The 24,306-nt window shown below is 28.0% G+C and carries 23 protein-coding genes; 4 read left to right on the top strand and 19 right to left on the bottom strand.

Annotated elements, in window-relative coordinates:
* Window positions 1–29 precede the first annotated feature (29 nt).
* The 6 genes from ACYUEX_RS00920 to ACYUEX_RS00895 all read right to left on the bottom strand — a co-directional run bounded on the left by ACYUEX_RS00920 (window position 30) and on the right by ACYUEX_RS00895 (window position 7,647).
* Window positions 30–2,057, bottom strand: coding sequence for an LPXTG cell wall anchor domain-containing protein (locus ACYUEX_RS00920; RefSeq protein ID WP_460286150.1), 2,028 nt, complete (start codon window positions 2,055–2,057; stop codon window positions 30–32).
* Window positions 2,058–2,418: 361 nt separating this feature from the next.
* On the bottom strand, window positions 2,419–3,279 hold the full coding sequence (locus tag ACYUEX_RS00915; RefSeq protein WP_460286149.1) for a polysaccharide deacetylase family protein: 861 nt from the start codon (window positions 3,277–3,279) through the stop codon (window positions 2,419–2,421).
* Window positions 3,263–3,709 carry a poly-beta-1,6-N-acetyl-D-glucosamine biosynthesis protein PgaD gene (gene pgaD, locus ACYUEX_RS00910; RefSeq protein WP_460286148.1) on the bottom strand — a complete coding sequence of 149 codons (447 nt, stop codon included), beginning with the start codon at window positions 3,707–3,709 and terminating at the stop codon, window positions 3,263–3,265. The genes ACYUEX_RS00915 and pgaD overlap by 17 nt, the downstream gene beginning before the upstream one ends.
* A complete protein-coding gene (pgaC, locus tag ACYUEX_RS00905) occupies window positions 3,709–4,956 on the bottom strand; it encodes a poly-beta-1,6-N-acetyl-D-glucosamine synthase (protein WP_460286147.1) in 1,248 nt (415 codons plus the stop codon). Before pgaC ends, pgaD begins: the two co-directional genes overlap by 1 nt.
* Before the next feature lie 153 nt (window positions 4,957–5,109).
* Entirely contained in the window at window positions 5,110–5,880 is a 771-nt protein-coding gene (locus tag ACYUEX_RS00900) for a response regulator transcription factor (RefSeq protein ID WP_460286146.1), read from the bottom strand.
* 57 nt (window positions 5,881–5,937) lie between these two features.
* Entirely contained in the window at window positions 5,938–7,647 is a 1,710-nt protein-coding gene (locus tag ACYUEX_RS00895; RefSeq protein ID WP_460286145.1) for a sensor histidine kinase, read from the bottom strand.
* A gap of 125 nt (window positions 7,648–7,772) precedes the next feature.
* Here ACYUEX_RS00895 and ACYUEX_RS00890 point away from each other — a divergent pair, with 125 nt between their 5' ends.
* Genes ACYUEX_RS00890 through ACYUEX_RS00880 form a run of 3 tightly spaced genes read left to right on the top strand, consistent with a single transcriptional unit; the run spans window position 7,773 to window position 11,659 of the window.
* Complete coding sequence (locus ACYUEX_RS00890) at window positions 7,773–8,810, top strand: ABC transporter substrate-binding protein (RefSeq protein ID WP_460286144.1); 1,038 nt, start codon at window positions 7,773–7,775, stop codon at window positions 8,808–8,810.
* A 36-nt stretch (window positions 8,811–8,846) separates the two neighbouring features.
* The gene (locus ACYUEX_RS00885; RefSeq protein ID WP_460286143.1) at window positions 8,847–9,974 is read left to right on the top strand and encodes an ABC transporter ATP-binding protein; all 1,128 of its coding nucleotides are present in this window, start codon (window positions 8,847–8,849) and stop codon (window positions 9,972–9,974) included.
* 23 nt (window positions 9,975–9,997) lie between these two features.
* Complete coding sequence (locus ACYUEX_RS00880; protein ID WP_460286142.1) at window positions 9,998–11,659, top strand: ABC transporter permease; 1,662 nt, start codon at window positions 9,998–10,000, stop codon at window positions 11,657–11,659.
* A 91-nt stretch (window positions 11,660–11,750) separates the two neighbouring features.
* On the opposite strand, the gene ACYUEX_RS00875 is transcribed toward ACYUEX_RS00880, so the two are convergent.
* From ACYUEX_RS00875 to ACYUEX_RS00850, 6 genes are all read right to left on the bottom strand, one after another.
* On the bottom strand, window positions 11,751–12,524 hold the full coding sequence (locus ACYUEX_RS00875; RefSeq protein ID WP_460286141.1) for a MurR/RpiR family transcriptional regulator: 774 nt from the start codon (window positions 12,522–12,524) through the stop codon (window positions 11,751–11,753).
* A gap of 300 nt (window positions 12,525–12,824) precedes the next feature.
* The gene (locus ACYUEX_RS00870) at window positions 12,825–14,765 is read right to left on the bottom strand and encodes an FAD-dependent oxidoreductase (protein WP_460286140.1); all 1,941 of its coding nucleotides are present in this window, start codon (window positions 14,763–14,765) and stop codon (window positions 12,825–12,827) included.
* Between the two features lie 296 nt (window positions 14,766–15,061).
* The gene (locus ACYUEX_RS00865; protein ID WP_460286139.1) at window positions 15,062–15,280 is read right to left on the bottom strand and encodes a DUF2922 domain-containing protein; all 219 of its coding nucleotides are present in this window, start codon (window positions 15,278–15,280) and stop codon (window positions 15,062–15,064) included.
* A 47-nt stretch (window positions 15,281–15,327) separates the two neighbouring features.
* Entirely contained in the window at window positions 15,328–15,552 is a 225-nt protein-coding gene (locus ACYUEX_RS00860; RefSeq protein ID WP_411169824.1) for a DUF1659 domain-containing protein, read from the bottom strand.
* A gap of 196 nt (window positions 15,553–15,748) precedes the next feature.
* Window positions 15,749–16,690, bottom strand: coding sequence for an LCP family protein (locus ACYUEX_RS00855; RefSeq protein ID WP_460286138.1), 942 nt, complete (start codon window positions 16,688–16,690; stop codon window positions 15,749–15,751).
* 212 nt (window positions 16,691–16,902) lie between these two features.
* Complete coding sequence (locus tag ACYUEX_RS00850; RefSeq protein ID WP_460286137.1) at window positions 16,903–17,811, bottom strand: conserved phage C-terminal domain-containing protein; 909 nt, start codon at window positions 17,809–17,811, stop codon at window positions 16,903–16,905.
* 326 nt (window positions 17,812–18,137) lie between these two features.
* Here ACYUEX_RS00850 and ACYUEX_RS00845 point away from each other — a divergent pair, with 326 nt between their 5' ends.
* Entirely contained in the window at window positions 18,138–18,821 is a 684-nt protein-coding gene (locus ACYUEX_RS00845) for a hypothetical protein (protein WP_460286136.1), read from the top strand.
* A gap of 335 nt (window positions 18,822–19,156) precedes the next feature.
* Here ACYUEX_RS00845 and ACYUEX_RS00840 read toward each other — a convergent pair whose 3' ends face one another.
* The 7 genes from ACYUEX_RS00840 to ACYUEX_RS00810 form a co-directional block, all read right to left on the bottom strand.
* Complete coding sequence (locus tag ACYUEX_RS00840) at window positions 19,157–19,324, bottom strand: hypothetical protein (RefSeq protein ID WP_460286135.1); 168 nt, start codon at window positions 19,322–19,324, stop codon at window positions 19,157–19,159.
* Between the two features lie 43 nt (window positions 19,325–19,367).
* Window positions 19,368–20,429: a GDP-mannose 4,6-dehydratase gene (locus ACYUEX_RS00835; protein WP_460286134.1), complete on the bottom strand. Its 1,062-nt coding sequence runs from the start codon at window positions 20,427–20,429 to the stop codon at window positions 19,368–19,370.
* 98 nt (window positions 20,430–20,527) lie between these two features.
* On the bottom strand, window positions 20,528–21,892 hold the full coding sequence (locus ACYUEX_RS00830; protein ID WP_460286133.1) for a UDP-glucose dehydrogenase family protein: 1,365 nt from the start codon (window positions 21,890–21,892) through the stop codon (window positions 20,528–20,530).
* A gap of 302 nt (window positions 21,893–22,194) precedes the next feature.
* Window positions 22,195–22,335 (bottom strand): hypothetical protein, encoded by a 141-nt coding sequence (locus ACYUEX_RS00825; RefSeq protein WP_460286132.1) that lies wholly within the window; start codon window positions 22,333–22,335, stop codon window positions 22,195–22,197.
* Window positions 22,336–22,486: 151 nt separating this feature from the next.
* Window positions 22,487–22,630, bottom strand: coding sequence for a hypothetical protein (locus ACYUEX_RS00820; protein ID WP_460286131.1), 144 nt, complete (start codon window positions 22,628–22,630; stop codon window positions 22,487–22,489).
* Window positions 22,631–22,685: 55 nt separating this feature from the next.
* On the bottom strand, window positions 22,686–22,850 hold the full coding sequence (locus ACYUEX_RS00815; protein WP_460286130.1) for a hypothetical protein: 165 nt from the start codon (window positions 22,848–22,850) through the stop codon (window positions 22,686–22,688).
* Window positions 22,851–22,949: 99 nt separating this feature from the next.
* Window positions 22,950–24,200: an oligosaccharide flippase family protein gene (locus ACYUEX_RS00810; protein WP_460286129.1), complete on the bottom strand. Its 1,251-nt coding sequence runs from the start codon at window positions 24,198–24,200 to the stop codon at window positions 22,950–22,952.
* Window positions 24,201–24,306 lie beyond the last annotated feature (106 nt).

Raw genomic sequence — 24,306 nt, 5'->3', positions numbered from 1 at the left:
GAATAGTTAGCACCACTCCTCTTCATATATTATACTGTCTTTCTCTTTCTTCTAGAATTTAATGTAATTCCAGCTGCTACTAATAATAATCCTATAAGAGCTATTACAGTACTTGATACAACAGCTCCTGTATTTGGTAATATTTGTGTGTTTGAAGATCCATTATTAGCTAATTCACCTAAAGATTTTTCTCCAATTACATATTTAGAGAAGTGTGAAGTTTTAAAAGTTATTTCATTTCCATTAACTGTTGTTTCAACTTCTTCGAATTTCTTAGTTTCTTCATTATAGTAGAAAACTGAAAGGTTATTTCTATCTAATCCTTTTAAATCTTCATCAGTTACACTTATTTTTATTTCTGCAACACCATTTGCAAAATTATGAATAGAAACAGGTCCATTTTCTTTATTTATAGTTAAATTAAAATCATATACCCTATTTACAGCATTTAACCCTTTAACTATTTCAGAATCAACAATAGTATTTAAATTTACTGTTAAACCTGTTGCTCCATCTAAAAGACTCTTATCTATTAATGAAAAAGGTAAATTCATATTTACTTTATTATTAATATTTAAAGCTATAGAACCAGTTCCATTTTTAATTGAATTAATATCATTAAAAGTAACATCTACACCTTTAGCTGAATCATCTAATTGTAAGTCTATTTTATTTTCCCCATTAGCATTAACAGTAGCTACTTCAACTTTAGCTTGTCCATTTTCTATAGGCTTAATAGTTACATTATCGCTTCCTGAATTGTTATTTCCGCCATTTCCACTTCCTTGGTTGTTGTTTCCCTGATTATTATCTCCTTGATTGTTGTTATTACCTTCATTTGGATTTCCTGTATTATCCTTAGAGCTGATCATAATTGATCCCATAGGAGATGCAACTATTATATTATTTTCATCATAAACATATAATTGCATAAACTGATCAGCAATTTTTGTAGCATCTAATTCATAAACTGTAATCATTTGTCCATTTTCTATTTTGTTTACATTTACCTTATCAGGACTACCATTTAAAAACCATAAATTATTATTTTTGTCTACAACTACATTATTATAACCATTGAATAAATTGTATACATTTTTTACATGATATTCATTATTTTCTTTCTTGAATTCATATAAATGTTGTTCAGGGAAAGTACTACCTTTCATATATGTTAAGTCATTAATTGTAGCTTCTATTTTATTAGATAAATATGCATATTCGTCTAGTACAATTCTCTCCTTATTTACAGTACCATCAATTGATATAGTTATATAATCATAACTATTAAAATCATCATCTGATGATAAAATTTTAAATTCCTTAGACTTTCCATCATAATATGAATTTAAATAAATATCTCTATTTATAATATCCATATCTTTTATTATGATTCCTCTATATGCTTCATGCGAAGCTAGTTCTGGTTTTTCTACACTACACTCAAACTCTATTCCTTCTAACACTTTACCGTCTTGCTCAATTTTAATATTAAGAACATCTACAAATACTATTTCTTTTCTATTTTTATCATCTAATTTATAATTTTTATTATATTTTTTGTTTACCTTATCTAGTACGCTTAGCTTAAGATCCATATCATCTGTATAATTAGAGCTCCAAGAATAGTCACCATTATTGCTAGTAACTTTATCAACTTGCTTTAATTCACTTGTTTTAAAATCATATTCAAAATGAATTCCATTTTCAGCTACATTATAAACTGTAAATGTAGCCTTTCCTTCTTCTGACTTTCCTTCAATTGACCATGCAGTCTTCCCATCTGTAGCTACTAATTCTTTTATTACTTTCTCTTGACCCTTATCAAATAATGATATTCTAATAGCACTTTTATTATCTTCTGTTTTTATCCCGTAAGTAACTAATGCTTTATCACCATATTGTGCAGCAGTTCTTAAATATAAATCATTTTCAATAATGTTTACATTTTGATTTTCTGCAGCTTTAGCTACCACCCCTATTAAATTTGTTGGAATTAATGTTGTTACCATTATGTAAGTTATAATACTGGCAACAAGTGTTTTAAATTTTTTCACGTCAATATCCTCCTCTTATAACCCCCAAGGTATTTTACCATTATTTTCTTCATTTCTCAATAATTATATGTAATTTTAAATTGTTTTTAAAATTTCTTTAATTTTTATATTAAATATTACTTTTATATATATTATTTTATAATATTTTACATAGTGTTAGTTATATAGTCATTGTTTGACAAAGACTTACTTATAAAAAGATAAAAATAGGCTGTATCAAAAAACTTTTGATACAGCCTATTTGTTAATGCTATTTACTTTTAATTGTCGCTCTGTTATGTATTTTTGTTGATATGATAGTTGCATAATCACATATGAGCAAGTTTTTAGAATCTCATTAATCTAATGCTTTTTATTAAATCTAATTATTTTCTATCCATGGAATAATAACCTGATCAAAAGCTACATTATCTATTAAGTATCTATTTTGATAATATGGATCTGAATTAGGTGTTATAGGTAATGAACTAAGGATAAAAGCTTCTTCAAAGCCTGCTTCCTTTGCAATATTAGTTATTTCATCTGAAGTTTCTCCAAAAGGATATGCTATAGCTTTAACTTCCACTTGTAAGTTATTTTCTATTACTTCTTTGCTTTTTATTATATCTTCTTTAAACTCTGTATATTTACTCTCCTCTAAGAAAACTGCTTTATCATCTTCTAAATAATGCATATCATAAGAATGAGAACCAAAGGATGCTAGTCCACTATCTTTCATTTCTCTTAAATCATCCCAAGTTGCCATTTGTAAGTTATTAAAATCATTATTTCCTACTTGTCCAGCTATAACAAATAAAGTAAATGGAATACTCATTTCTTTTAAAATTGGAAATGCATTTTCATACACACTTTTATCCACATCATCAAAAGAAATCCATACACACTTTTCCGGAAAATTCCCTTCTTCTCTAAATTTAATCATTTCATCTAATGTTGCAAAATATGCACCTTGTTCTTTTAACATAGTCATTTGCTTTTTAAAATCATCTTCATATACATTATATTTAGATAATTCTTTAGAATTAGTTATAGCTTCTATACTTTTAAACCATATTTTAGGCTTCTTCACTCTATGATAATTTAATGCAACACAAATATTTTCTGAAGTTATTTCTTTCAAAGTTTCATCTTCTTTAGAATCTAAAATAATCATTTGATAACATTTAAAAGCTACTAATAATATTACTAACCCTATTAAAATAATCTTATTTCTTTTTTTCAAATTTCTTACCTCGTTCTAATTCTTTTATTGGATTCTCTTCAAAAATTAGAACTCCATGTTCTTGTAGCTTATTGAAGTTTTTCTCAGATATTAAATTTAAACTGAGCATTTCCTCTTTTGTTGTATTTTTAGGATATACTCTTCTATTTAGCTTTCCAAATTTTTTTTTGTTATATGTTCTCCAAATAATCAATATTAAAAAGCTCATAATTAGTAATAAAAATACAATTATTAAAAACATATTAATATCATTATTTGTCATTTTTAAAGCTTCCTTTACAGCAGATATGTATTTATCATTTTCATTAAACACAGCACTTATAAAAAAATAAAAAACTACAATAGAGTAAATCCACATAACTAATGTTAATATTATAGTTAATAATTTTTTAAAAGGATTTTGTTTCGATTTAATTATAAAATTATTCATTAAATACTACTTCTATGCCCCCTATCTGGCGAGGTCCACACAGCATAGCCTCCCCTTATTCTCGACTTTATTGCTTTCGGTGTTGCAGCAATTACAACAAAAGTATTTATCATCCAATAAATAGCTGGATACCATGCTGCCCAAATATAGTATCTTGCCACTTTATCATATCTTGAGTCATTTATTATGGATATTATTAATTGGACATGGCTTAACATTACTAATGCAAAAGAATTAAATGCAAACCACATCATAATTTCTTGAAAATCTTTAGCTTTTAATATGTAAATAACAGTAATAATTAACCACATAAATGCCCATATAATACTAAGAATTTGCTCAATATATATTGGCCAAAGTCTCCTCTGTCTCCAATCTTTAAATATATCCCAATGTCTAAGGACTACTTCTTGTCCACCTTGAGACCATCTAACTCTTTGTTTCCATATTCCCTTTAAAGTCTCAGGAACTAACATCCAGCATAAAGCCCTTGGTTCGTATCTTATATCCCAAAATCTTTTTTGCAGTTTCCATGAAATAGCTATATCTTCTGTAATCATATCTCTATCCCACATTCCTACATCCATTAATGCCTTTTTTCTAAAAGCTACAATGACACCTGATACTGTCATAACCTTTCCTAGTATTCTTTGAGTTCTTTTAATAGATCCAATAATAGAAGAATATTCAACAATTTGCATACGAGATAATAAAGTATCCCTATTTCTTATTCTTGGATTTCCTGTAACAGCACCTACTCTTTCACCTTTATTAATAAAATGGTTAATTAAATAGTAAGGGGCACTGTCTTCTATTAAAGCATCAGAATCTATACATAATAAATATTCTGATGTTGAAGCAAAAGCACCAATATGCAAAGCATTTGCCTTACCTTTATTTTGCACTGAATGGATAACTTTTAACTTTTCTTCATTTTTAGCTATATCCTTTAAAATTTCTATTGTACCATCTGTGCTTCCATCATTAATAGCAATAATCTCATAATCTGGATATGATAAATTTAGTAGATTTTCTATTGTTTCTCTTATAGTTTCTTCTTCATTAAAACATGGTACTAAAATGCTAATTTTAGGCCATGATATTTCTTCTATATTTAACTCAATATGTTTTTCTCTATAAAATGAAAATATTACTGCTCCAGAAATCCAAAACAGAGACATTATTAACGGATACCAAAAAACAAATGCTCCTAGTATAGATAAATTATTATAAATAAAATCTATCATTATCCACAACCTTTCTAAAAAATAATATTAATAAAACATTCATACTAAAGTACTAATGTAGATATTTGAATAATTATATCATATTTTTTTATTCATTCATTTACAATAGTATCTATTTACATATTGTTCATATTATTTCTTATTCCAGATATATTACCTAAATTCAGTTGGAGTACAATTTGTATATTTCTTAAATACATTAATAAAATACCTATAATCCTTAAAGCCGACCTCTGATGCAATATTATATATTTTTTCATCACCTTCCTTCATTAATATTATTGCTTTATTTATCCTATACCTATTTAAATAGTCATTAAAGGTATATGTTGTTTCCTTTTTGAATTCATTATTTAAAAAGGTTGAGCTTACACATAGTATTTCAACTAAATCTTGAATGCTTATTTTTTCTTTATAATTTTCATTAACATAATCTATCATCTTCAAAACATATTTAGATGTTTTCTTTTTATCTTTTATTAAATTTGGTTTTAAACATGAAAATTCATCTATATCTTTATATTCTTCCTTTATAATCTTAGCTTGTTTTCTAAGCTCTACTTGTTCCTTAGCTTTTTCTAAAGCTATTTTTAATTGTTCTTTATCTACAGGCTTTAAAAGATATTCTGCTACATCTAAATGAACAGCCTTTTTAGCTAAAGAAAATTCTGCATAGCCTGAAAGTATTATTGCACTAAATATATATTTATCTACTGATTTTTCAAGCATCTCTATTCCAGTCATTATAGGCATATTTACATCTACTATAACTATATCTGGCTTTAAGCTTTCTATTTTTTCTAACCCTTCTATCCCATTTACAGCTTCTCCTACTACTATTAAATCTTGCTCTTCCCATTCATAAGTATAAATTAACCCTTTTCTTATCATTTCTTCATCTTCTATAATTAAAACCTTATACATAGTTATTTCTCCATCCATTGTTCATATTTTTATCTTCAAAGTATTCTTACTATAAATTCATAATTCATAGGGTAATTCTATTTTTATACTAGTACCTACCCCCAAAGTACTAGAAATTTCAAAGCTTTTATTTTCTCCATAAAATAGCTCAAGCCTTCTATATAAATTATGTAATCCTATATGATTAGAATTATTTTCAACCTTTGATATTATTTCTTGAACCTCTTTTAATGTTTCTTCATTCATTCCTGATCCATTATCTTTCACTTCTATTATTAGTTTATCTTCCTTATTTTCACATATAATATCTATCTTAAGGCTGTCCTTTGTTATATAACCATATTTTATTGAGTTTTCTACTAAAGTTTGTATTAATAACTTTGGTACTAAAGCTTCTTTTGCTTTATCAGTTATAAAAAAATTATAATTAAGCATGTCCTTAAACCTAAATTTATTTAACTCTAAAAAATCTTCTATATAACAAATATCCTTATCTAAAGTTACTCTATCAGCCTCATAATTTATGCTATACCTTAATAAACTTGCTAGCTTTATTATTATCTTTTCTGTATCCTTTGGTGCTATATATATTGAATACCTTAATGTTTCTAGTATGTTGAATATAAAATGAGGATTAAATTGTGATTGTAGTAGCTTCATTTCACTTTGATATTTTAATTTAGATAGTTCTTTATTTTTTATCATTAAAGAATTTAATGTATCTAACATAGAATTATATTCATCCCCAAGGACTTCAAACTCATCCCCAGTTTTTATGTTAACATAATGGGAAGTATCCCCAGTTTTCAACTTATTAACTGCACAAATAAGCTTGTCTATTGACTTAGTATTTTCTTTTGACATCCTATTTGCTAAGTGATTTAATAAAAACCAGAATAGAAAGCCTACTATCATTAAAAAGGCTCCATAAACAATAAATAATGTATTTTTTATTTCCGAGGAATTTAAAGTGTAAATATTAAATTTAGACCCAGGTAAAGTTGTTTTCTTCATATAATAACTACCTGATTCTAAAGCATCTACATTTTCTATTTTATTTCCTTTTGCAACTTGTGGATTAAACTTATTTACAAGTCCTTTAACTGAATTGTTCGTAGTTGCAATAACTCTATTTCTTTTATCTGTAAAAACTGCAAGCTCATTATTTTTTACAAAGAGCATTTCTTCTAATGGTGACTTAAATACCATTAAAAGAGCATAACCAATTATTTCGTTGTTATCCTTTACAGCTTTAGCAAAGGTAATAGCTGTACTGTCATTTTGATACTTAATAAAATTCTCTTCCACATAAGTCTGATCTGGTTTTTCTTTTAGCTTAGGTATTATATTTCTACGTATATATCCATCTGCATCAAAATTAGAATCCGAATATGCTGTAGATATTATAAAGTTTCCACTTGTATCTACTACCTCAAATACACCCTTTACATTTTGATCTTTGTTAAATTTATAAAACTCATCAAAAATAAGATTTCCATCTTCTTTAGTTTTAATATAATTTACTAAATTAGCAGAAGATGATACATTATTAATTTCATTATAATAATTCTCATATAACTTACTAATGTTCTCATTTATGATTTTATTTGCTTGAGTTGTATTAATAATAATATTTATCTTTAGCATTACAACTACAAATATTGAAAATAATACTAATGCTATAACTATCGACATTAATGAATACCTTAAAAACATGTATCTTATTGAATCTTCAAAATTTCTTACCTTTTTAGCTCCCTTTACCATATTATATTTCTCCTTCGTAAATCTGTTTTCTATTTTACACTATATTTATTTATTTTGACATTTATTTATGAAAACCTTTTTATTAAAATAGAATTGTTAAAATTTTTAAATTTAAGGGGGATTTTATGATGAAAAAAATTATTGCTCTTTTAACTGCTACTGTAATAACAGTTGGTACTTTTGTAGGTTGTGGTGGTGGAAAGGACTCAGCACAAACCAAAGACGGCTCTAAAAAGCTTGTTGTTTACTCACCTAATAGTGAAGACATAGTTAACACTATAGTACCTTTATTTGAAGATGAAACTGGTATAACAGTTGAACTAGTAAGTGCTGGAACAGGCGAATTATTTAAACGTCTACAATCAGAAAAGGATAATTCTTATGCTGACGTAATATTTGGTGGTTCAATGGCTCAATATGTTCAAAACCCTGATCTTTTTGAACCATATGTTGCTAAATATAATGATGATTTAGTTGAAGGTCATAGAAATGTTAATGGTTATGTAACTACTTACGGTTCTGATGGAAGCGTACTATTAGTTAATAAAAATCTAATTGGTAATATAAAAATAAAAGGTTATAAAGACTTATTAAACCCTGAGCTTAAAGGTAAAATAGCTGCTTCTGATCCTGCAACTTCAAGTTCTTCTTTTGCTCAATTAACTAACATATTACTTGCAATGGGTGGTGATTACACATCTGATGCTGGTTGGAATTATGTTAAATCTTTAGTTGCTAATTTAGATGGTAAAGTTGCTAATGGTTCAGGTGCTGTTCACAAAAGTGTTGCTGATGGTGAATTTGTTGTTGGTTTAACTTATGAAGATCCATCTGTAAGCTATGTCAAAAATGGTGGAAACGTTGAAGTTGTTTACCCTGAAGAAGGTGCAGTTTTCCTAGATCCTGGTTCTGCAATAATTAAGGGTGCTAAAAATATGGACAACGCTAAGTTATTTATGGACTTTTTAACTTCAAAGAAAGCTCAAGATGCTTTTGGTACTCAATTAACTATAAGACCTTTAAGAAAAGATGCTGAACTTGCTGATTATATGAAACCATTAAAAGATATTAAATTATTAGAAGAAGATAGAAATTATGTATTTGAACATAAGAAAGAAATAGCTGAAAAATATACTGAAATATTTACAAATGCTAAAAATTAATATTAAATAAATTATTTATAGGAGGAATATTCGAAAATGAGTAGATGTATTACATGTGAAAATATAATAAAAAAATATGGTGAAAACATAATTATTCCTAATCTAAATCTTGAAATTAAAAATGGTGAATTTTTCACACTACTAGGCCCTTCTGGTTGTGGAAAAACAACATTGTTAAGAATGATTATGGGATTTAATAGCATAGAAGGTGGCACTATAAAATTCAATGACACTATCGTTAACAATGTTCCTCCATCTAAAAGAAATATAGGAATGGTTTTTCAAAACTATGCTATTTTCCCACACTTAACTGTTAAAGAAAACATAGCTTTTGGACTTGAAAATAGAAAGGTTCCTAAGGATGAAATAGCTAAAAAAGTTGATGAAATAATTGATATTGTAAAAATTAGTGATTATAAAGATAGACTTCCTGAGGCTTTATCAGGAGGTCAACAGCAAAGAGTTGCCTTAGCTCGTGCTATAGTTATTCATCCAGATGTTCTTTTAATGGATGAACCCCTTTCAAACCTAGATGCAAAATTACGTGTAGATATGCGTAACGCAATTAAAGAAATTCAAAATCAAATTGGTATTACAACTGTTTACGTAACTCACGACCAAGAAGAAGCTATGGCTGTCTCAGATAGAATTGCTGTTATGAATTCTGGAGTTATTCAACAAATTGGAACTCCACAAGAAATTTATCAAAGACCTAGCAATTTATTCGTTGCTTCATTTATTGGAAGCACAAATATAATGAAAAGAAGTATTTCTTTAAATAATGGAAAAGTTACTCTTTCATTATCTAAGAATTACAACATCGAAATGGATAATTTATCTAAAGACTTATTAAATAATAATGATAAGTTAGATGTTACTGTATCTATAAGACCTGAAGAATTTGTAATTTCTAATGAAAATGAAGGAATTAAAGCTACTATTTTATCTAGCATTTTCTTAGGAATAAACACTCACTATTTCGTTGAAATAAAAGATACAAATGAAACCTGTGAAATAATCCAAGAATCAACTATTAATAATATATTAAAACCTGGAACTGAGATTAATCTTACTGTTAAAAAAGAAAAGATTAATGTATTTAGTAATAAAGGTGATGAAAACTATACTAAAAAATATTCTGTTGCAGCTACTGCTTCAAATTAATTGATAAGTGAGTAGGTGATTTTATGAAATTAAATAAAGCAAATAAAAATTTAGATATTTGGACTTCATTAACAGGTTTAATCTTTATATTTTATGTAATATTTTTGATTTTCCCTTTATTTTCATTACTTGCAAAGAGTTTTGTTGATGGAAATACACATGGATTTTCATTAGGATATTTTCAAAAGTTCTTTAGTAAACCTTATTACTACAGTGCGTTATTTAACAGTTTAAAGGTTACAATTAGCGTTACATTCTTATGTGTACTAGTTGCTACCCCTCTTGCTTATATAATGACTACTGTAAAAATTAAAGGCAAGGGACTTATTCAAATATTAATTCTTATATCATCAATGCAAGCTCCTTTTATAGGTGCTTATTCATGGATATTATTACTTGGAAGAAATGGTGCATTAACAAACTTTCTAAAAAACACACTTCATCTTCCTACTCCTGATATATATGGATTTGCTGGAATACTTTTAGTTTTAACCCTTCAGCTTACTCCACTTGTATATATGTATGTATCAGGTGCATTAAAGAAGGTGGACAACTCACTTCTAGAAGCAGCTGAAAGTATGGGCTGTACTGGAATTAAAAAAATGCTAAAGGTTCTTATGCCTTTAATTATGCCAACAATTTTAGCTGGGGCACTACTTGTATTTATGAGAGCTTTAGCCGATTTTGGTACTCCAATGCTTATAGGTGAAGGTTATCAAACAGTTCCTGTTTTAATCTTTAACGAATTTATAAGTGAAATGGGTGGCGATGATGGCTTTGCAGCTGCCATAAGTGTTATAGTAATTGTTTTTGCAACAGCAGTATTTTTAATGCAAAAATATATATCAAATAAAAAGTCATTTACTATGAGTGCTCTTAGACCAATAAAAGCTAAAAAAGTAACTGGAATTAGCAATATATTATCACATGCTTACGTTTATATATTCACTTTATTAGCTTTACTACCTCAAATAACAGTTATATATACTTCCTTCCTAAATACATCTGGTAGATTATTTAAAGAAGGTTATTCATTAAATAGTTATAAAAATGCCTTTACTAAAGTTGGTGGCTCAATAAAAAATACTTTTTCACTAGCTATAATAGCATTAATAATTATAATTATATTAGCTGTAATAATAGCATACGTAACTATTAGAAGGCGTAACGTTATGACAAACTTATTAGATATTATTACAATGTTCCCTTATATAGTTCCTGGTTCAATTTTAGGTATTTCATTATTAGTTGCCTTTAACAAAAAACCATTACTTTTAAGTGGAACGGCCTTTATAATGATACTGGCCTTTGCAATTAGAAGACTGCCATACACTATAAGATCTAGTGCAGCTATAATACATCAAATTGGTACAAATACAGAAGAAGCAGCTATAAGCCTTGGTGCCTCTAACGTAAAAACCTTTAGTAAAATTACACTACCACTTATGTTACCTGGTGTAATTTCCGGGGCAATCCTTAGTTGGATTACAATTATAACTGAACTTAGTACATCAATTATTCTTTATACTGCAAAGACTAAAACAATGACAATAGCCATATATACTGAAGTTATTAGAGGAAATTATGGTGTTGCAGCAGCCCTTGCAACTATACTACTGATAGTTACCGTTATATCCCTATTAATCTTCTTTAAAGTATCAGGACAAAAAGAAGTTACTATGTAACCTCAATTAATTAGTCCTCAGGTGGCTTATTATGGGCTTACTATAAATTCTAAAAGGACCTAACGTTTTGTTAGGTCCTTTTAGATATTTTTTATCGTGTTAAAATAATATTTCTTAAATAATTACCTATATAATTCAATATCATATGCATCATATTCGTATCAATATTTGTATTTGTTCCTTTATAAACAATTGATATATCACTATCTTGTTCGATGCTTCTAAATTTTATGTTTCCAATATACGCCGTTTTGGCCCCTTTGCTCTTTGCTTTTTTAATTAATCTTTCATTATGATTATCTTGTTGTCGATTATATTGCAAGCAAATTACAAGTGAATCAGGTCCTACCTTATCTAGTTCAGAAACTTGATAATTAGGGTCTAAAAAAGCACTTGTCCTTTTACCCATGAAAATCAATTCTCTTTGTAGACGCCATACCTCTGAAGTAAGTTGAATCCCAATAAATATAACCTCTTTACTATCTTTAATCATCGATACTAAAGACTCAATGCTATTTTGAGCTAACACACTCATGACCTCTGTTATTTCATCACATAAAATTTGTCCATATTCAATAGGAGTAATATTTTTTTCATTTACTCCCGGAAAATATTTACCATCATAATAATAATTTTCCTCAGACATACTCATATAATTTCTAAAATCTGAAAAATTACTATAATACATTTGTCTTATAAATCTATTTAATGTTGAAACTGAAATATGTAGAGAATCTGCACAAGATTGTAAATTTGACATATCAAGATTATTATAATTTTCTAAAATAGATTTAGAAACCTCAAAATATATATCCCCTTGATCATAGGTATTATAACAATCTATTATAGCTCCTAACTCTAGCATAAAATCATCCCCTTAAAATCCTTTAGTAGCCTCTATTATGATAACACAATTTATGCCTTAAATGAAGTTTTATGCCATTAAAGAGTGGACATATGTAAATTTACTTATTCCGTCGCTTTCGCTCCAAGTCAACGTAAACTTACATATGCCCACTTACAAACTGAAGGTAATAAAAGTATTATATAATCACATTTTCACAACTTTAAACTTCTATACTTTCCTACAGATTTAAAAATAGGTCATCTCTAGCTTGGCTAGAGATGACCTATCTCTCTTAATAACTATTAATTCTATTAAAAACTAATTACTCTTTACATATTTTGCAGCATTAATTCCTGCTATTCTACCTGATGTATATGCAAATCCTAAAGTTGCACCTTCAAAATCAACATATGCTTTACCATACATTCCACCTGCATCAGCACCAGCTGCATAGAATCCATCTATAGGCATTCCCTTTTTATTAACTACTTCTATATTTTCATTTATACTAATTCCACCTAAAGTACCTAAATTTCTTGCTGAGAACTTAACCGCATAATATGGTGCTTTATCTACTGATATTAATCTAGATGGATTTGAGAAGAATAATTCATCTCTTCCATTTTTTATAGAATCATTATATTGCTTAACTGATGCTACAAATTTTGATTCATCTACACCCATTTCCTTAGCAAGACCTTCTAATGTATCTGATTTAAATACAGCACCAGTACCTAATGCTTTATCTAAAAGTGCAGCATAATCTACCGGAGTATGCTCTTCTTCTAAAAACATAGCTGTATCATTTGGCTCATTAAACTCCATAAAAGATTGTGAATTATCTTTCCACTTACCAAATTGTTCTTCAATAGCTGCAGTACCTGATACTTTAACTTTATCTAACATATTTGAGTCAATAATTACATATTCTGTTTGTTCTGGTTGTGCACTAATTTCTGCACCATGAATTGAATATAATGTTGCTTTTGTTTCATCTGAGAAACGTTGTCCTAATTTATTTACTCTTAAGTTAGGAAATTTACTAAGATTTGGTAATATATATGAAGCTTCGCCTATTGCCTCAGCAAGTTTAGCATTTTCTTCATCTGTGAACTTTTCCCAGAAATATTGTGTTACATCTGTTCCATACTTATCAGCGCCTGCATCCCAAGCCATTTTAATTCCATCACCTGTGTTTTGAGCAATTTCACCTTTAGTATAACTATCACCAATATATTCCTTTAACATTTCATCGTTTCCACCAAAACCACCTGTTGCTATTATAACAGCTTTAGCATTAACAGTTAAAGTTGATCCATCTGGCTTAGTAGCCTTAACTCCAGTAACTTTTCCATCAGAATCCTTAATTAATTCATTTGCTGGTGTACCAAACCTAACGTCTCCACCTTTAGATTTAAATGATTCTATTAATTTATTTATAGCTACTGTTCCACCTTCTTTATATCCATGTAATGTAGCAGGCTTTCCTATATGCTCATATCCTCCACCTGTTCCAGCATCAACAAGATTTAACTCACAGCCATTTTCTTGTAACCAGTCTACAGTAGGACCTGATTCATCAATTATTTTACGAACTAATAATGAGTTCATAAACCCATCAGAAGCTTTAAGATATTCGTTATATAGCCATTCTTTACTTACAGTAGCATTTTTCTCCTTTTGCTCTTTTGAATCAGCAGCAAACATACCACCTGCAAGTGTTCCAGCTCCCATAGGTGTTGCTGTTTTCTCAAGTAAAGTAACTTTTGCCCCATTATCCACAGCTGAAAGAGCCGCTGCTGTTCCAGCCGCACCAGCACCTATTACAACTACATCAGTACTAACTTCTTCATTTTCTTTTTTAGAAGCTATCTCTTTAACTTGCTTTAATTTTTCAACATCACCATTAGCTTGTACAGTACAATCTTCAACAGCTTTTAGTATAGCCTCACTCATTAATGTAGCACCAGAAATAGCATCAACACCTATACTTTGATTTGAAACAATTTTTTCTGGTAACTGGTTAATTGCCGCTTCAGCAATAGTTTCTGTTTCTGAATGACTAACTACTTTAACACTTTTAATTTCTGTATTTGTAAACTCTACTTCAACTGTAACGGGACCATTTTTACCATCGGCAGTTCCTGTATATACTCCTGGTGTAAATTTAACACCTGATTTACCTGAACACCCAACACTAGCAAATAAAAGGGTCATTACAGCAAATAGAGACAAAAACTTCATAAGACATTTTTTCATATTTCCCTCTCCTCCAACTTTATCCTACATTTCATAGTATAACATGGATAAATTATTAACAAAGTTTCAGAATCAGATTTATTTTTTCTATTCTAGACGTTTACATATATATAAATAATCATTCTTATATCTTTCACATCTAAAAAAGTATGGAACCTTACAAGTAGTTTTTAGTAACCTCGCTATAATTATAAAAGGGGGTCGCGAAACGCGACCCCCTTTTATATCCTTAGTAAATATAACCTTATTTAACTTTATCCCCATTAAATATTAACGAACTTGTTTTACTTTGTGAATTAAAGTGTAACTTTAATTGTTTCTTTAGTAACTACCTGTGCAGCAAATTTTTCAGCAATATCTCCTGCTTCTGTTTTTATAAGCTTTTTAGCTATAACAGAATCCATAAGCGCTGAAATATCTGCATCTTGAACATCTTGCTTAACATCTCTAACTATTAGGTTAAGCTTCTTTCCTGAAACATCTTTAAATGCCATAGTAGCAGTTCTTTGAATCATTCCCCTTCCCCCTTTCTTTATTATTTGTAATAACTCCTATTAATCTACTATCCTCTAGTTATTACAAAGGTTTGCTCTTTTTTGATTGTACCAATATTAAAATCTAAAAGTTTTTCTATACCATCAGATAATAATACTAGCTCCTCATCTGTTGCAGTAGCTGATATGTTTTTAAAGCTTTGTTCCTTAAAAACATCTTTCCCCTTAGCATTAACACCTACTTGGTATCTTACTGCTAAATTGTTTCCTACTAATACTGAACTTGCTGCCATGTTTATCACCTCCTCATTATCTATATATGCAGATATGAGAAGTTTTTAAAAATTATATAAATTTTTTCATAAAAATAAGGGGCTACTAAAACAATAGCCCCTTTAAAAATATTTGATACTTATTTTTCTTTGGAGATTAATTGGACTCAAGCTCAGCTTAAAATGTTACCTCGAAGTCTAAAAATAATAAGAAATCTTACTTGTCTTCAAATATATAGTTATGCACACTACTTCTTACTAAATCTCTATCAAAAGTTAAGTAATATACTCCATCTATCATTTGACCTTCCCCTTGATTATCTCTTGGGAATCTCTCTTGCGCTAGTCCACTTGATATTAATCCACTAAAATCCTTTCCTAAAGTTAATATCTCATTTGGTGACATATTAGTTTTTACGAAAGGTAAAAATTCACTAACAAGAGCAGGATACTCTGTTAAAGTAGTATCTTTTAATTTATTAAATATTGCATCTACAACAGTTCTTTGTCTTTCTGTTCTCTTATAATCTCCACCACTAGCATATCTAATTCTTGAGTATGCTAAAGCTTGTTTACCATTTAATACTTGGTTTCCAGCAGAAGTTACTCCTGGTATATGAGATATTTCTTCTGGTATTATGTTAATATTAACTCCTCCAAGATTGTCTATAATTGTTGGAAGTGACGTAAAATCAACTGCCATAAATTCCTTTATATTTAAATCAAAATTTTCATTTAAAGTTCTAACAGCTAGTTCTGGACCACCAAAGGCATATGCATGATTTATTTTGTCAAGACCACGTCCTGGAATATTAACATAAGAATCTCTCATAATAGAAGTTAACTTTAATTTATTATGTACACTATCTAAAGTTAAAATCATAATAGAGTCAGATCTACCAACATCACCTTCTGGTGCATCAATACCAAATAAAGCTATATTTCTAATTTCTTTAGACTTTTCTTCTACTTCTGGCTTAATTCCAAGTTCTTCTGAATTAGTATTAATTTCTACCTTTTCAACTTTATTTAGCATGATATTAGCGTACCAATATCCCCCACCAATTAATCCTAATAAAAGGAATAACAGAACTCCTAATGTCCATAGAACTACCTTTTTATTTTTGGACATTTTTCTTTTATTATCTCTTTTAGACATAAACATCTCTCCCTATTAGACTGATTTAATCATAATTTTCTTGCTACCTAGTAATATCACCAGATAATAACTACATTCTATTGTTTAATTTTAATAATTAAACTTAATTTTACTATACAACTTTTATTAATGCAAATATCAATCAATTTGGCCCCAGGGTATGTCGCCAAACGCGCCTCCCCTAAGACCATGCTATTAATTATAAATTTTAATCATGCCCACCCTAAAAGCTGCTTTTCTAAAATGTCATAATCATAATCTCTTCCTATAAAATTATTAAACCTTAATTTCTTACGGCCTCTATAATCTTCATAGTCTTTATTCTTTTTCTCTTCTTTAATGATATTTTGATTTAAATATATTTCAAACTTATCTCCAAATAAAGTTTGAGGATTTAAATATTGCTCAAACTTATTATTTTTCCAAGTCTTCACCTTTTTATCAATAACAGTCTTAAAATCATCAATATCATAGCCTTCCTTGAGCTTATCCTTAATTAACATAATAGTACCTTTGTTATTTTCTTTATAATTAGTTCCAATCTTTGAATTTAAATATGCAATTATTTCTTTAGCTTCTTCTATATATTTATATATATTAGTATCTATAATAGATGAATTATTTAATAGATTAGTCTTTGATGAACATTTTGATGTACACCCCTTATGATTTTCTGTAGATAGCCTTTTATCATTTTTATAGATAACCTCATCATCACAAGACCTTTCCTTTTCTGACTTATGAACAGTATCATCATTTTTAAAGACACTATGGGCATTATTTTGCATATTATTATCATCAAAAAGCTCATAAAATCTTTTACCAAGCTTAAAATAAGAGAAGGTTCCTCCTTCTTTTTTAGTATAATGATCTAATATCTCTAAATCTCTTAGCTTTAACATCCTAGCCATAATTGATCTCTTTTCTAATCCTAAATAAGGCATTTCCTTTGCAAAACTTTGATAACTAACCCAATAATACTTTTCACCTTCAATAACTTCATAATTCATTCTTCCACTATCTCTAAAATCATCAAAATATCTAAGTATAGCTAAATCTTTAACATCTAAATCAAACTCCATAATCTTTTTAACTGAAAACCCTAAAAATGAATATTGCATAAATCCTATCCCCTTTAAAATAATTATTTTATCCTTCAACTAATAAATACCTAATGTTTGAACTTTTTGAGAAAAATATTTTTATATTATTTGTCACAACTATTCCAGTTCTCTCTAATATACAAAAAAGAACAGCAGATGTTTCAGTTTGATACTATCTGCTGTTCTAAAATTGATACTTCTGCTGTTCTGAAATATATACTTCTAATATTATTATATATCATAATAATTCCCATCTTTCTGAATCGTATATTAAACATATATTTACAATAAATGATTTATATGGTAAAATATTAGTTAACATATTTTCATAAGGGAGTAATGAAATGAAAGAAAAATTTATAAAAGTTTTAAAAAATAGAGTAGTTATAGGAATAATTTGCTTTATTTTCGGTGGCATTATTTTCTCAAACTCTTCAAAAATTTCAGAATTACAACAATCTGTAGATACTTTATCAAGTGAAATATCAGATAAAAACAATTCAATTAATGATCTACAAGCAAAAGTAGATGAAGCTGAACCATGGTTTAATATGAAGGCGGATGAAAAAAAGGTAGAAAAAGAAAGATTAGCCAAGGAAGAAGCTGCTAAAAAAGCTGAAGCAGAAAAACTTGCTAAAGAAGAAGAAGCTAAAAAAGCTAATAAAATAGGGGAAAGAATAGTATTTAAATACGGTTCTAAAGGAGAATTTGCATTGACGATCAATAGTGTTCAGTTAACTAGTGAAAGAAATCAATTTGCTGATCAAGTGAAAAATGTTGTTGAAATAAATTACACTGTGGAGAACATCAGCATGGGAGAATTAGATTTCTTCTTAGATAACCAAGCTGAATTCTATGATTCTAATGGTACTAAATGTAGGACATATCCTAATTCAAAAGGTGCTGGAACATATGATATAGGCAAAGGAAGAAATGCTACTGGAAAAGAATTTATAGCAATAACTAATAGTGATTCTACGTACCTAGAAATGGAGTTAGGTGGAACTATTTATAAATGGTCACTTTAATGTATTATTTATATTTTCATACTTTTACCTTATATACATCATTTTAATGTTGTCTTTACTTGTTCGCTCATAAGCGTAAAAAGAATTACACAAATCATCTACTGTCACAATAAATATAAAAAACGATAGCTTTTACTGTGCTATCGTTTTTTATTCTTCTTTATTCTTATGCTATATCTACATTAGTATTAATTTATTTTAGATCCAGTTACTACACCATATATATTTCCATTAGATTCATTAACATAATACTTTGTTTCTGCTCTTTTAGTATCTGTTACCATAACACTATAGAAATTATTATTATATTCTGTTGTAGGTATGCTCTTTAAATTTCATTCTGAACCCTTCATAAAGTAATTATCTATTACTCTAGGATTTTTATTTTCATAATCTTTTAATAATGGTATTACATGTTTATTAACTAACTCTTGTGCTTTTTCTAAAGATATATTTATAGCTTCTTCCATTTCTTGCACTAAATTTCTATTACCATTATTCACCCAAAATACTTGACATTGAGTTGAATAAAAATTGATATGATTATTATTTTTTACCGTAATACTCTACATACCAATCAGCAAATCTCTGAAGTCCTTCTTGTACACTTGTTGATGGTTTAAATTCTACTGCTTCCTGAAGTTTATCTGTAGAAGCGTAGGTTGCTGGAACATCTCCTGCTTTCAAAGGTTCAAATATCTTTTCAAAAACTATTTGTCTTTCTAATGACTTACTTAAAGCTTCTTCTAACGCTGTAATAAATACCATTAATTTTTCTGGATTATTATTTCCAATATTAAATACTCTATGTGGAACTCCAGTACTGTTCTTATCTTTATCACTATTAACAACATCTTCACTAGGAGGATTATTAAGAAGTCTCTCTATTCCTTCTACTATATCATCTACATAAGTAAAGTCTCTATACAAATCATTTTCAAAGTCACCATTGTTGAATATCTTAATAGCCTCTCCATTAAAATATTTATCAGCAAATCCAAAGTACGCCATATCAGGTCTTCCCATAGGCCCATATACAGTGAAAAATCTTAACCCTGTAGATGGTATCTTATAAAGATGACTATAAGTATGCGCCATAAGTTCATTTGATTTCTTTGTAGCTGCGTATAATGATACTGGATGATCTACAAAATCAGTTTCTTCAAATGGAACTTTTTTATTAGAACCATATACAGAACTAGATGATGCATATACAAGGTGATCTACATGATTATATCTACAAGCTTCTAGAATGTTAAAAAATCCTACAACATTACTTCCAATGTATACATCTGGATTCTCTATAGAATATCTTACCCCTGCTTGAGCTGCTAAATTTACTACAATATTAGGTTTATATTCTTCAAAAATGCTCATGATTATAGCTTTATTTGATATATCTTCTTTAATAAAAGTAAACTTTTCAAAAGGTTTAAGCTTTTCCAATCTTTCATATTTAAGATTAACGTCGTAATAATCGTTTATATTATCAATACCAATTACTCTACAGCCTTTCCCCAAAAGCTTTTTAGACAAATAAAATCCAATGAACCCTGCTGCTCCAGTAACAAGATAAGTTTTAGACGTATCTAAAGTTTTGTAACTCAATTTTAATCCCCCTTAAAATAGATATTTATCATTACAGATAATAATATCTTAAACTACTTTCTTTTTAACATTTCAATTATTTTATAAAAAATATAAATTTAACTCTTAGTTGCTGCAGCCTCATCAATTGCATCACTAGTCTTCATATAAGTTCTTCCTATTGAGTAATACTCTACGCCTACTTCATTCATCTCTTCAACATCATATATATTTCTTCCATCATAAACTAAAGGCGTTCTCATTAATTCTTTGTATTTTTTTGGAGTAATAGCTTTAACTTCACCCCATTCAGTGAATATAAAACATACATTAGCTCCTTTTAAAGCTTCCTCTATATTATCTACATACTTTATAGTACCTTGTCCATTTTTTCCTTCTGGATAAACCTTACTAAAGTTATCCTTTCCTACTGGATCATAAGCATAAACTTCAGCTCCTTGTTCTAGTAATAAAGGAATATTCTCAAGTGATGGTGCTTCCCTTAAATCATCTGTTCCTGGTTTAAAAGTAAGTCCAAGTACTGCTACTTTTAGTCCACTAAATGTAATAAGACGTCTACAAGCCTTCTTATATAACATAGTCTTTTGGTCTTTATTTACATCAATTGCAGCTTTAATAGTTCTAAGCTCATAACCATTTTGTCTTGCAAGATACTCAAGAGCCTTTGTATCCTTAGGAAAACATGAACCACCATAGCCAATGCCAGCATTTAAGAACTTTCTACCAATACGCTCATCATAACTCATACCCTTAGCCACATCTTGAATACTTGCTCCAACAAGCTCACAAAGATTAGCTATATCATTCATATATGATATTTTAAGAGCTAAAAAATCATTAGATGCATACTTTATCATCTCTGCAGAACGTCTATTTACAGATACTATTGGAAGATTAAATGGTTCATATATCTTCATAAGCATCTCTTCTGCCCATTTACTTTCAGTTCCAATTATAATTCTTGCAGCATGAAGTGTATCATGAACTGCAGTTCCTTGAGCTAAGAACTCAGGATTTGATGCCACCTCTACCTTCACATCATTAACTAAAAAGTCCTTTATAAATTGCTCTACCTTATCATTAGTACCAACAGGTACTGTTGACTTAACAACTACAAGACAATCTTTTTCTATAGTTTCAGCTATTTGCCTTGCAACTGTAGCTATATAATTTAAATTTGCAGAACCATCTGATTGCTCTGGAGTTCCTACTCCAATAAAGATAGCATCTGCTTCTTTATAAGCAGTTTTATAATCTGTAGTATAATGAAGTCTACCAGCTGCATAATTCTTTTGCATAAGACCTTCTAAATCTGCTTCATAAATTGGAGAAACTCCACTCTCCATTAACTTTATTTTTTTTTCATCAATATCTACACAGGTAACTTGATGACCTACCTCTGCAAAGCAAACCCCTGCCACAAGGCCTACATAGCCTGTTCCTGCTACTGCTATTTTGTACATGTTTATTTACCCCTCTTTTAAAAATTATTATAATAAATTCTTTTAACTTATATATTCAATGTTATTATTTTAATACACCTAATTCCATATTTACTAATATAATAGCTACCACTAAAATAATCTAGAATAGCGCCAATTACTTAATTAATTGATTTCTCTGATTTTAAACCAAGAATAGAATATTTAAAAATATCTTTGTCAATCTCTTCAACTTTTAATACATCTGTAAATTCAACTTTGTTAGAGTCATTTTTTTCTTTATTTTTATGAATATCATATGCCTTTTTAAGTACTAATAAATGTTATACTGTAATCTTTGATATTATTTTTATTATTCTTTCCTTATAAAAACCCTCTGAAATTTTTTTAGCTGAATAATTTAATAATGCATTGGCATAATACTGAATCTTGTTATATCTATAATCAGTTTGTGATTTCTCCAAATAATAAAGTACAATTCTTACAAATTCTTCAGTATTAAAAAACTATAATCAATTTTTTCTTTATCAATATATCGTATTTTATCAGATATCCTTTGCACTAAATCATCTATTCTTTTTTCTTCTACATATCTTAATCTTTTTTATCTCACTACTACAAAAACAGAGATCTCCAGAAAATTTTACTTTTTAGCTCTCTATAAAAAAATATTTTTAAATCATTAAATATTTTATTGGAATTTTGAACATCTAGTGATGAATTATAAAACACTTCTAATTGAGTTTTACTATTATCCATAATCATCACCTTATATTTAATTTTCTTCTTATAATTCTATTAACTTTTCTATACGTTAATAAAACATAGCTATAAATTTTATAATATAAAAAGGACTTCTACTATATGGTAAGTATAACTTCTTTCTTATTTTATTATGTTCATAATTAATATAATTCATAAACTTTTCGTTAAAATCATATCCATCAGGATTAGACGTATTTTCATAGCTGTTTATCATTATCTCTTCTTTAAATTTCTATAAAAAGTATTCTAATCTAGATTTAATAATTTGTAAATTATTATATAATATATCAATTACGCTTTCCTTACTTTACGTTTAATTCATTCCTTTTTTCAAAATAATACTTTTAATCTTTTCTTTTTCATAACTATTTATTAGAAATATATCTTTAATACTAAGTTCGTATTTTTTATTAAAAGATATAAGCATAACTATTCCACATATCATGTAAGATAAAACTGAAGAAATTGCAGCTCCCTCTATCCCAAGAAACGGAATCATCAAGAAATTTATCACTACATTTAATAATACTGATATGAATAATATATAAAAACTATATTTTTGTTTTCCAATAGCAAGATATAGCGTATTAATAATTTTAAAGAATATCATTGGTATCGTTCCTACAAGCAAAATAACAGAAACATTATAGGCATCAAGATATTCAATCCCATAAACTAAAGAAATAAAATTCTTGCCTATGAAAACAAAACCTAAAATAACAATTAAACTTATATAAACATTAATTTTAATACTCAAGACAATTGCATCAATTGAATCACTTTTAGCTGTTTTGTTAAATAATACTTCCTTAAAAGCATCAGGAATAATCCATAACATTGCTGCTAATGTAACACCAACACTATACATTCCTATTTCACTATTAGCAACAAATAATTTTAATATAACAACATCGATATTATAATTAAATGTTGTAAGTAATGAAGTAATCATAGGAAAGAAACTAAATCTAAAAATTTCAAATAATGATGGAGAATCTTCTAAAATCTTTAAAGGAATAAATTTATTATTAACAATATATAATAAAGATTTAATTACATTGAATAATAATAGTGCTCCTACGATATACTCTAAACTATTTTTAGTATAGAAAAACAAGTAAAATAATATTGATGAATAAATAAAAGTAGAAATAACAGTAATTTTATTTCTTTTATTAATACTATCAATAATACTCATGAAATCTAATTGATTACTAAATTGAAGTAAAATACTAATAATCATTATATAAATAAATAAATTATTCTTTATAAAAAAAGATAAAAGAATAGCATTAAGTGTGTATATCCCCATTTGAAAAAATATAATGTTAATAAGCTTTTGTCTAATACTAAGTCCATATTTTTTTGAAAAATATGGATAAGAAGAAGCTATATTAAATCCTATAATAATAGTAATAATGTTTGATATGTTTAGTATATAAAAATATTCACCTTTTAATACTGGACCTAAATATCTATTAATTAATACCGAGTTTATAAAAGACAACCCTACGAGTATTATTTTTGATACAATTGATATGATATACTCATTCTTATTTCTCAAATAATCATCATCCCTTCTAAACAATTTGAAGATTTATAAAAATAATATATTTATAAAGTTCCATGGGATTTCTTTTTGTAAATTTCAGATTTTCAAAAAAGTTACT

It is taken from the genome of Clostridium sp. CTA-7 (assembly GCF_054768095.1).
This window is presented reverse-complemented; position numbering and strand designations above follow the sequence as displayed.

Coding starts and splice junctions, on each gene's coding strand:
- pgaD (WP_460286148.1), bottom strand. CDS start 3,709: ATGAATAATTTTATAATTAAATCGAAACAAAATCCTTTTAAAAAATTA.
- pgaC (WP_460286147.1), bottom strand. CDS start 4,956: ATGATAGATTTTATTTATAATAATTTATCTATACTAGGAGCATTTGTT.
- ACYUEX_RS00900 (WP_460286146.1), bottom strand. CDS start 5,880: ATGTATAAGGTTTTAATTATAGAAGATGAAGAAATGATAAGAAAAGGG.
- ACYUEX_RS00895 (WP_460286145.1), bottom strand. CDS start 7,647: ATGGTAAAGGGAGCTAAAAAGGTAAGAAATTTTGAAGATTCAATAAGA.
- ACYUEX_RS00890 (WP_460286144.1), top strand. CDS start 7,773: ATGATGAAAAAAATTATTGCTCTTTTAACTGCTACTGTAATAACAGTT.
- ACYUEX_RS00885 (WP_460286143.1), top strand. CDS start 8,847: ATGAGTAGATGTATTACATGTGAAAATATAATAAAAAAATATGGTGAA.
- ACYUEX_RS00880 (WP_460286142.1), top strand. CDS start 9,998: ATGAAATTAAATAAAGCAAATAAAAATTTAGATATTTGGACTTCATTA.
- ACYUEX_RS00875 (WP_460286141.1), bottom strand. CDS start 12,524: ATGCTAGAGTTAGGAGCTATAATAGATTGTTATAATACCTATGATCAA.
- ACYUEX_RS00870 (WP_460286140.1), bottom strand. CDS start 14,765: ATGAAAAAATGTCTTATGAAGTTTTTGTCTCTATTTGCTGTAATGACC.
- ACYUEX_RS00865 (WP_460286139.1), bottom strand. CDS start 15,280: ATGATTCAAAGAACTGCTACTATGGCATTTAAAGATGTTTCAGGAAAG.
- ACYUEX_RS00860 (WP_411169824.1), bottom strand. CDS start 15,552: ATGGCAGCAAGTTCAGTATTAGTAGGAAACAATTTAGCAGTAAGATAC.
- ACYUEX_RS00855 (WP_460286138.1), bottom strand. CDS start 16,690: ATGTCTAAAAGAGATAATAAAAGAAAAATGTCCAAAAATAAAAAGGTA.
- ACYUEX_RS00850 (WP_460286137.1), bottom strand. CDS start 17,811: ATGCAATATTCATTTTTAGGGTTTTCAGTTAAAAAGATTATGGAGTTT.
- ACYUEX_RS00845 (WP_460286136.1), top strand. CDS start 18,138: ATGAAAGAAAAATTTATAAAAGTTTTAAAAAATAGAGTAGTTATAGGA.
- ACYUEX_RS00830 (WP_460286133.1), bottom strand. CDS start 21,892: ATGTACAAAATAGCAGTAGCAGGAACAGGCTATGTAGGCCTTGTGGCA.
- ACYUEX_RS00820 (WP_460286131.1), bottom strand. CDS start 22,630: ATGGATAATAGTAAAACTCAATTAGAAGTGTTTTATAATTCATCACTA.
- ACYUEX_RS00815 (WP_460286130.1), bottom strand. CDS start 22,850: ATGATAAACAGCTATGAAAATACGTCTAATCCTGATGGATATGATTTT.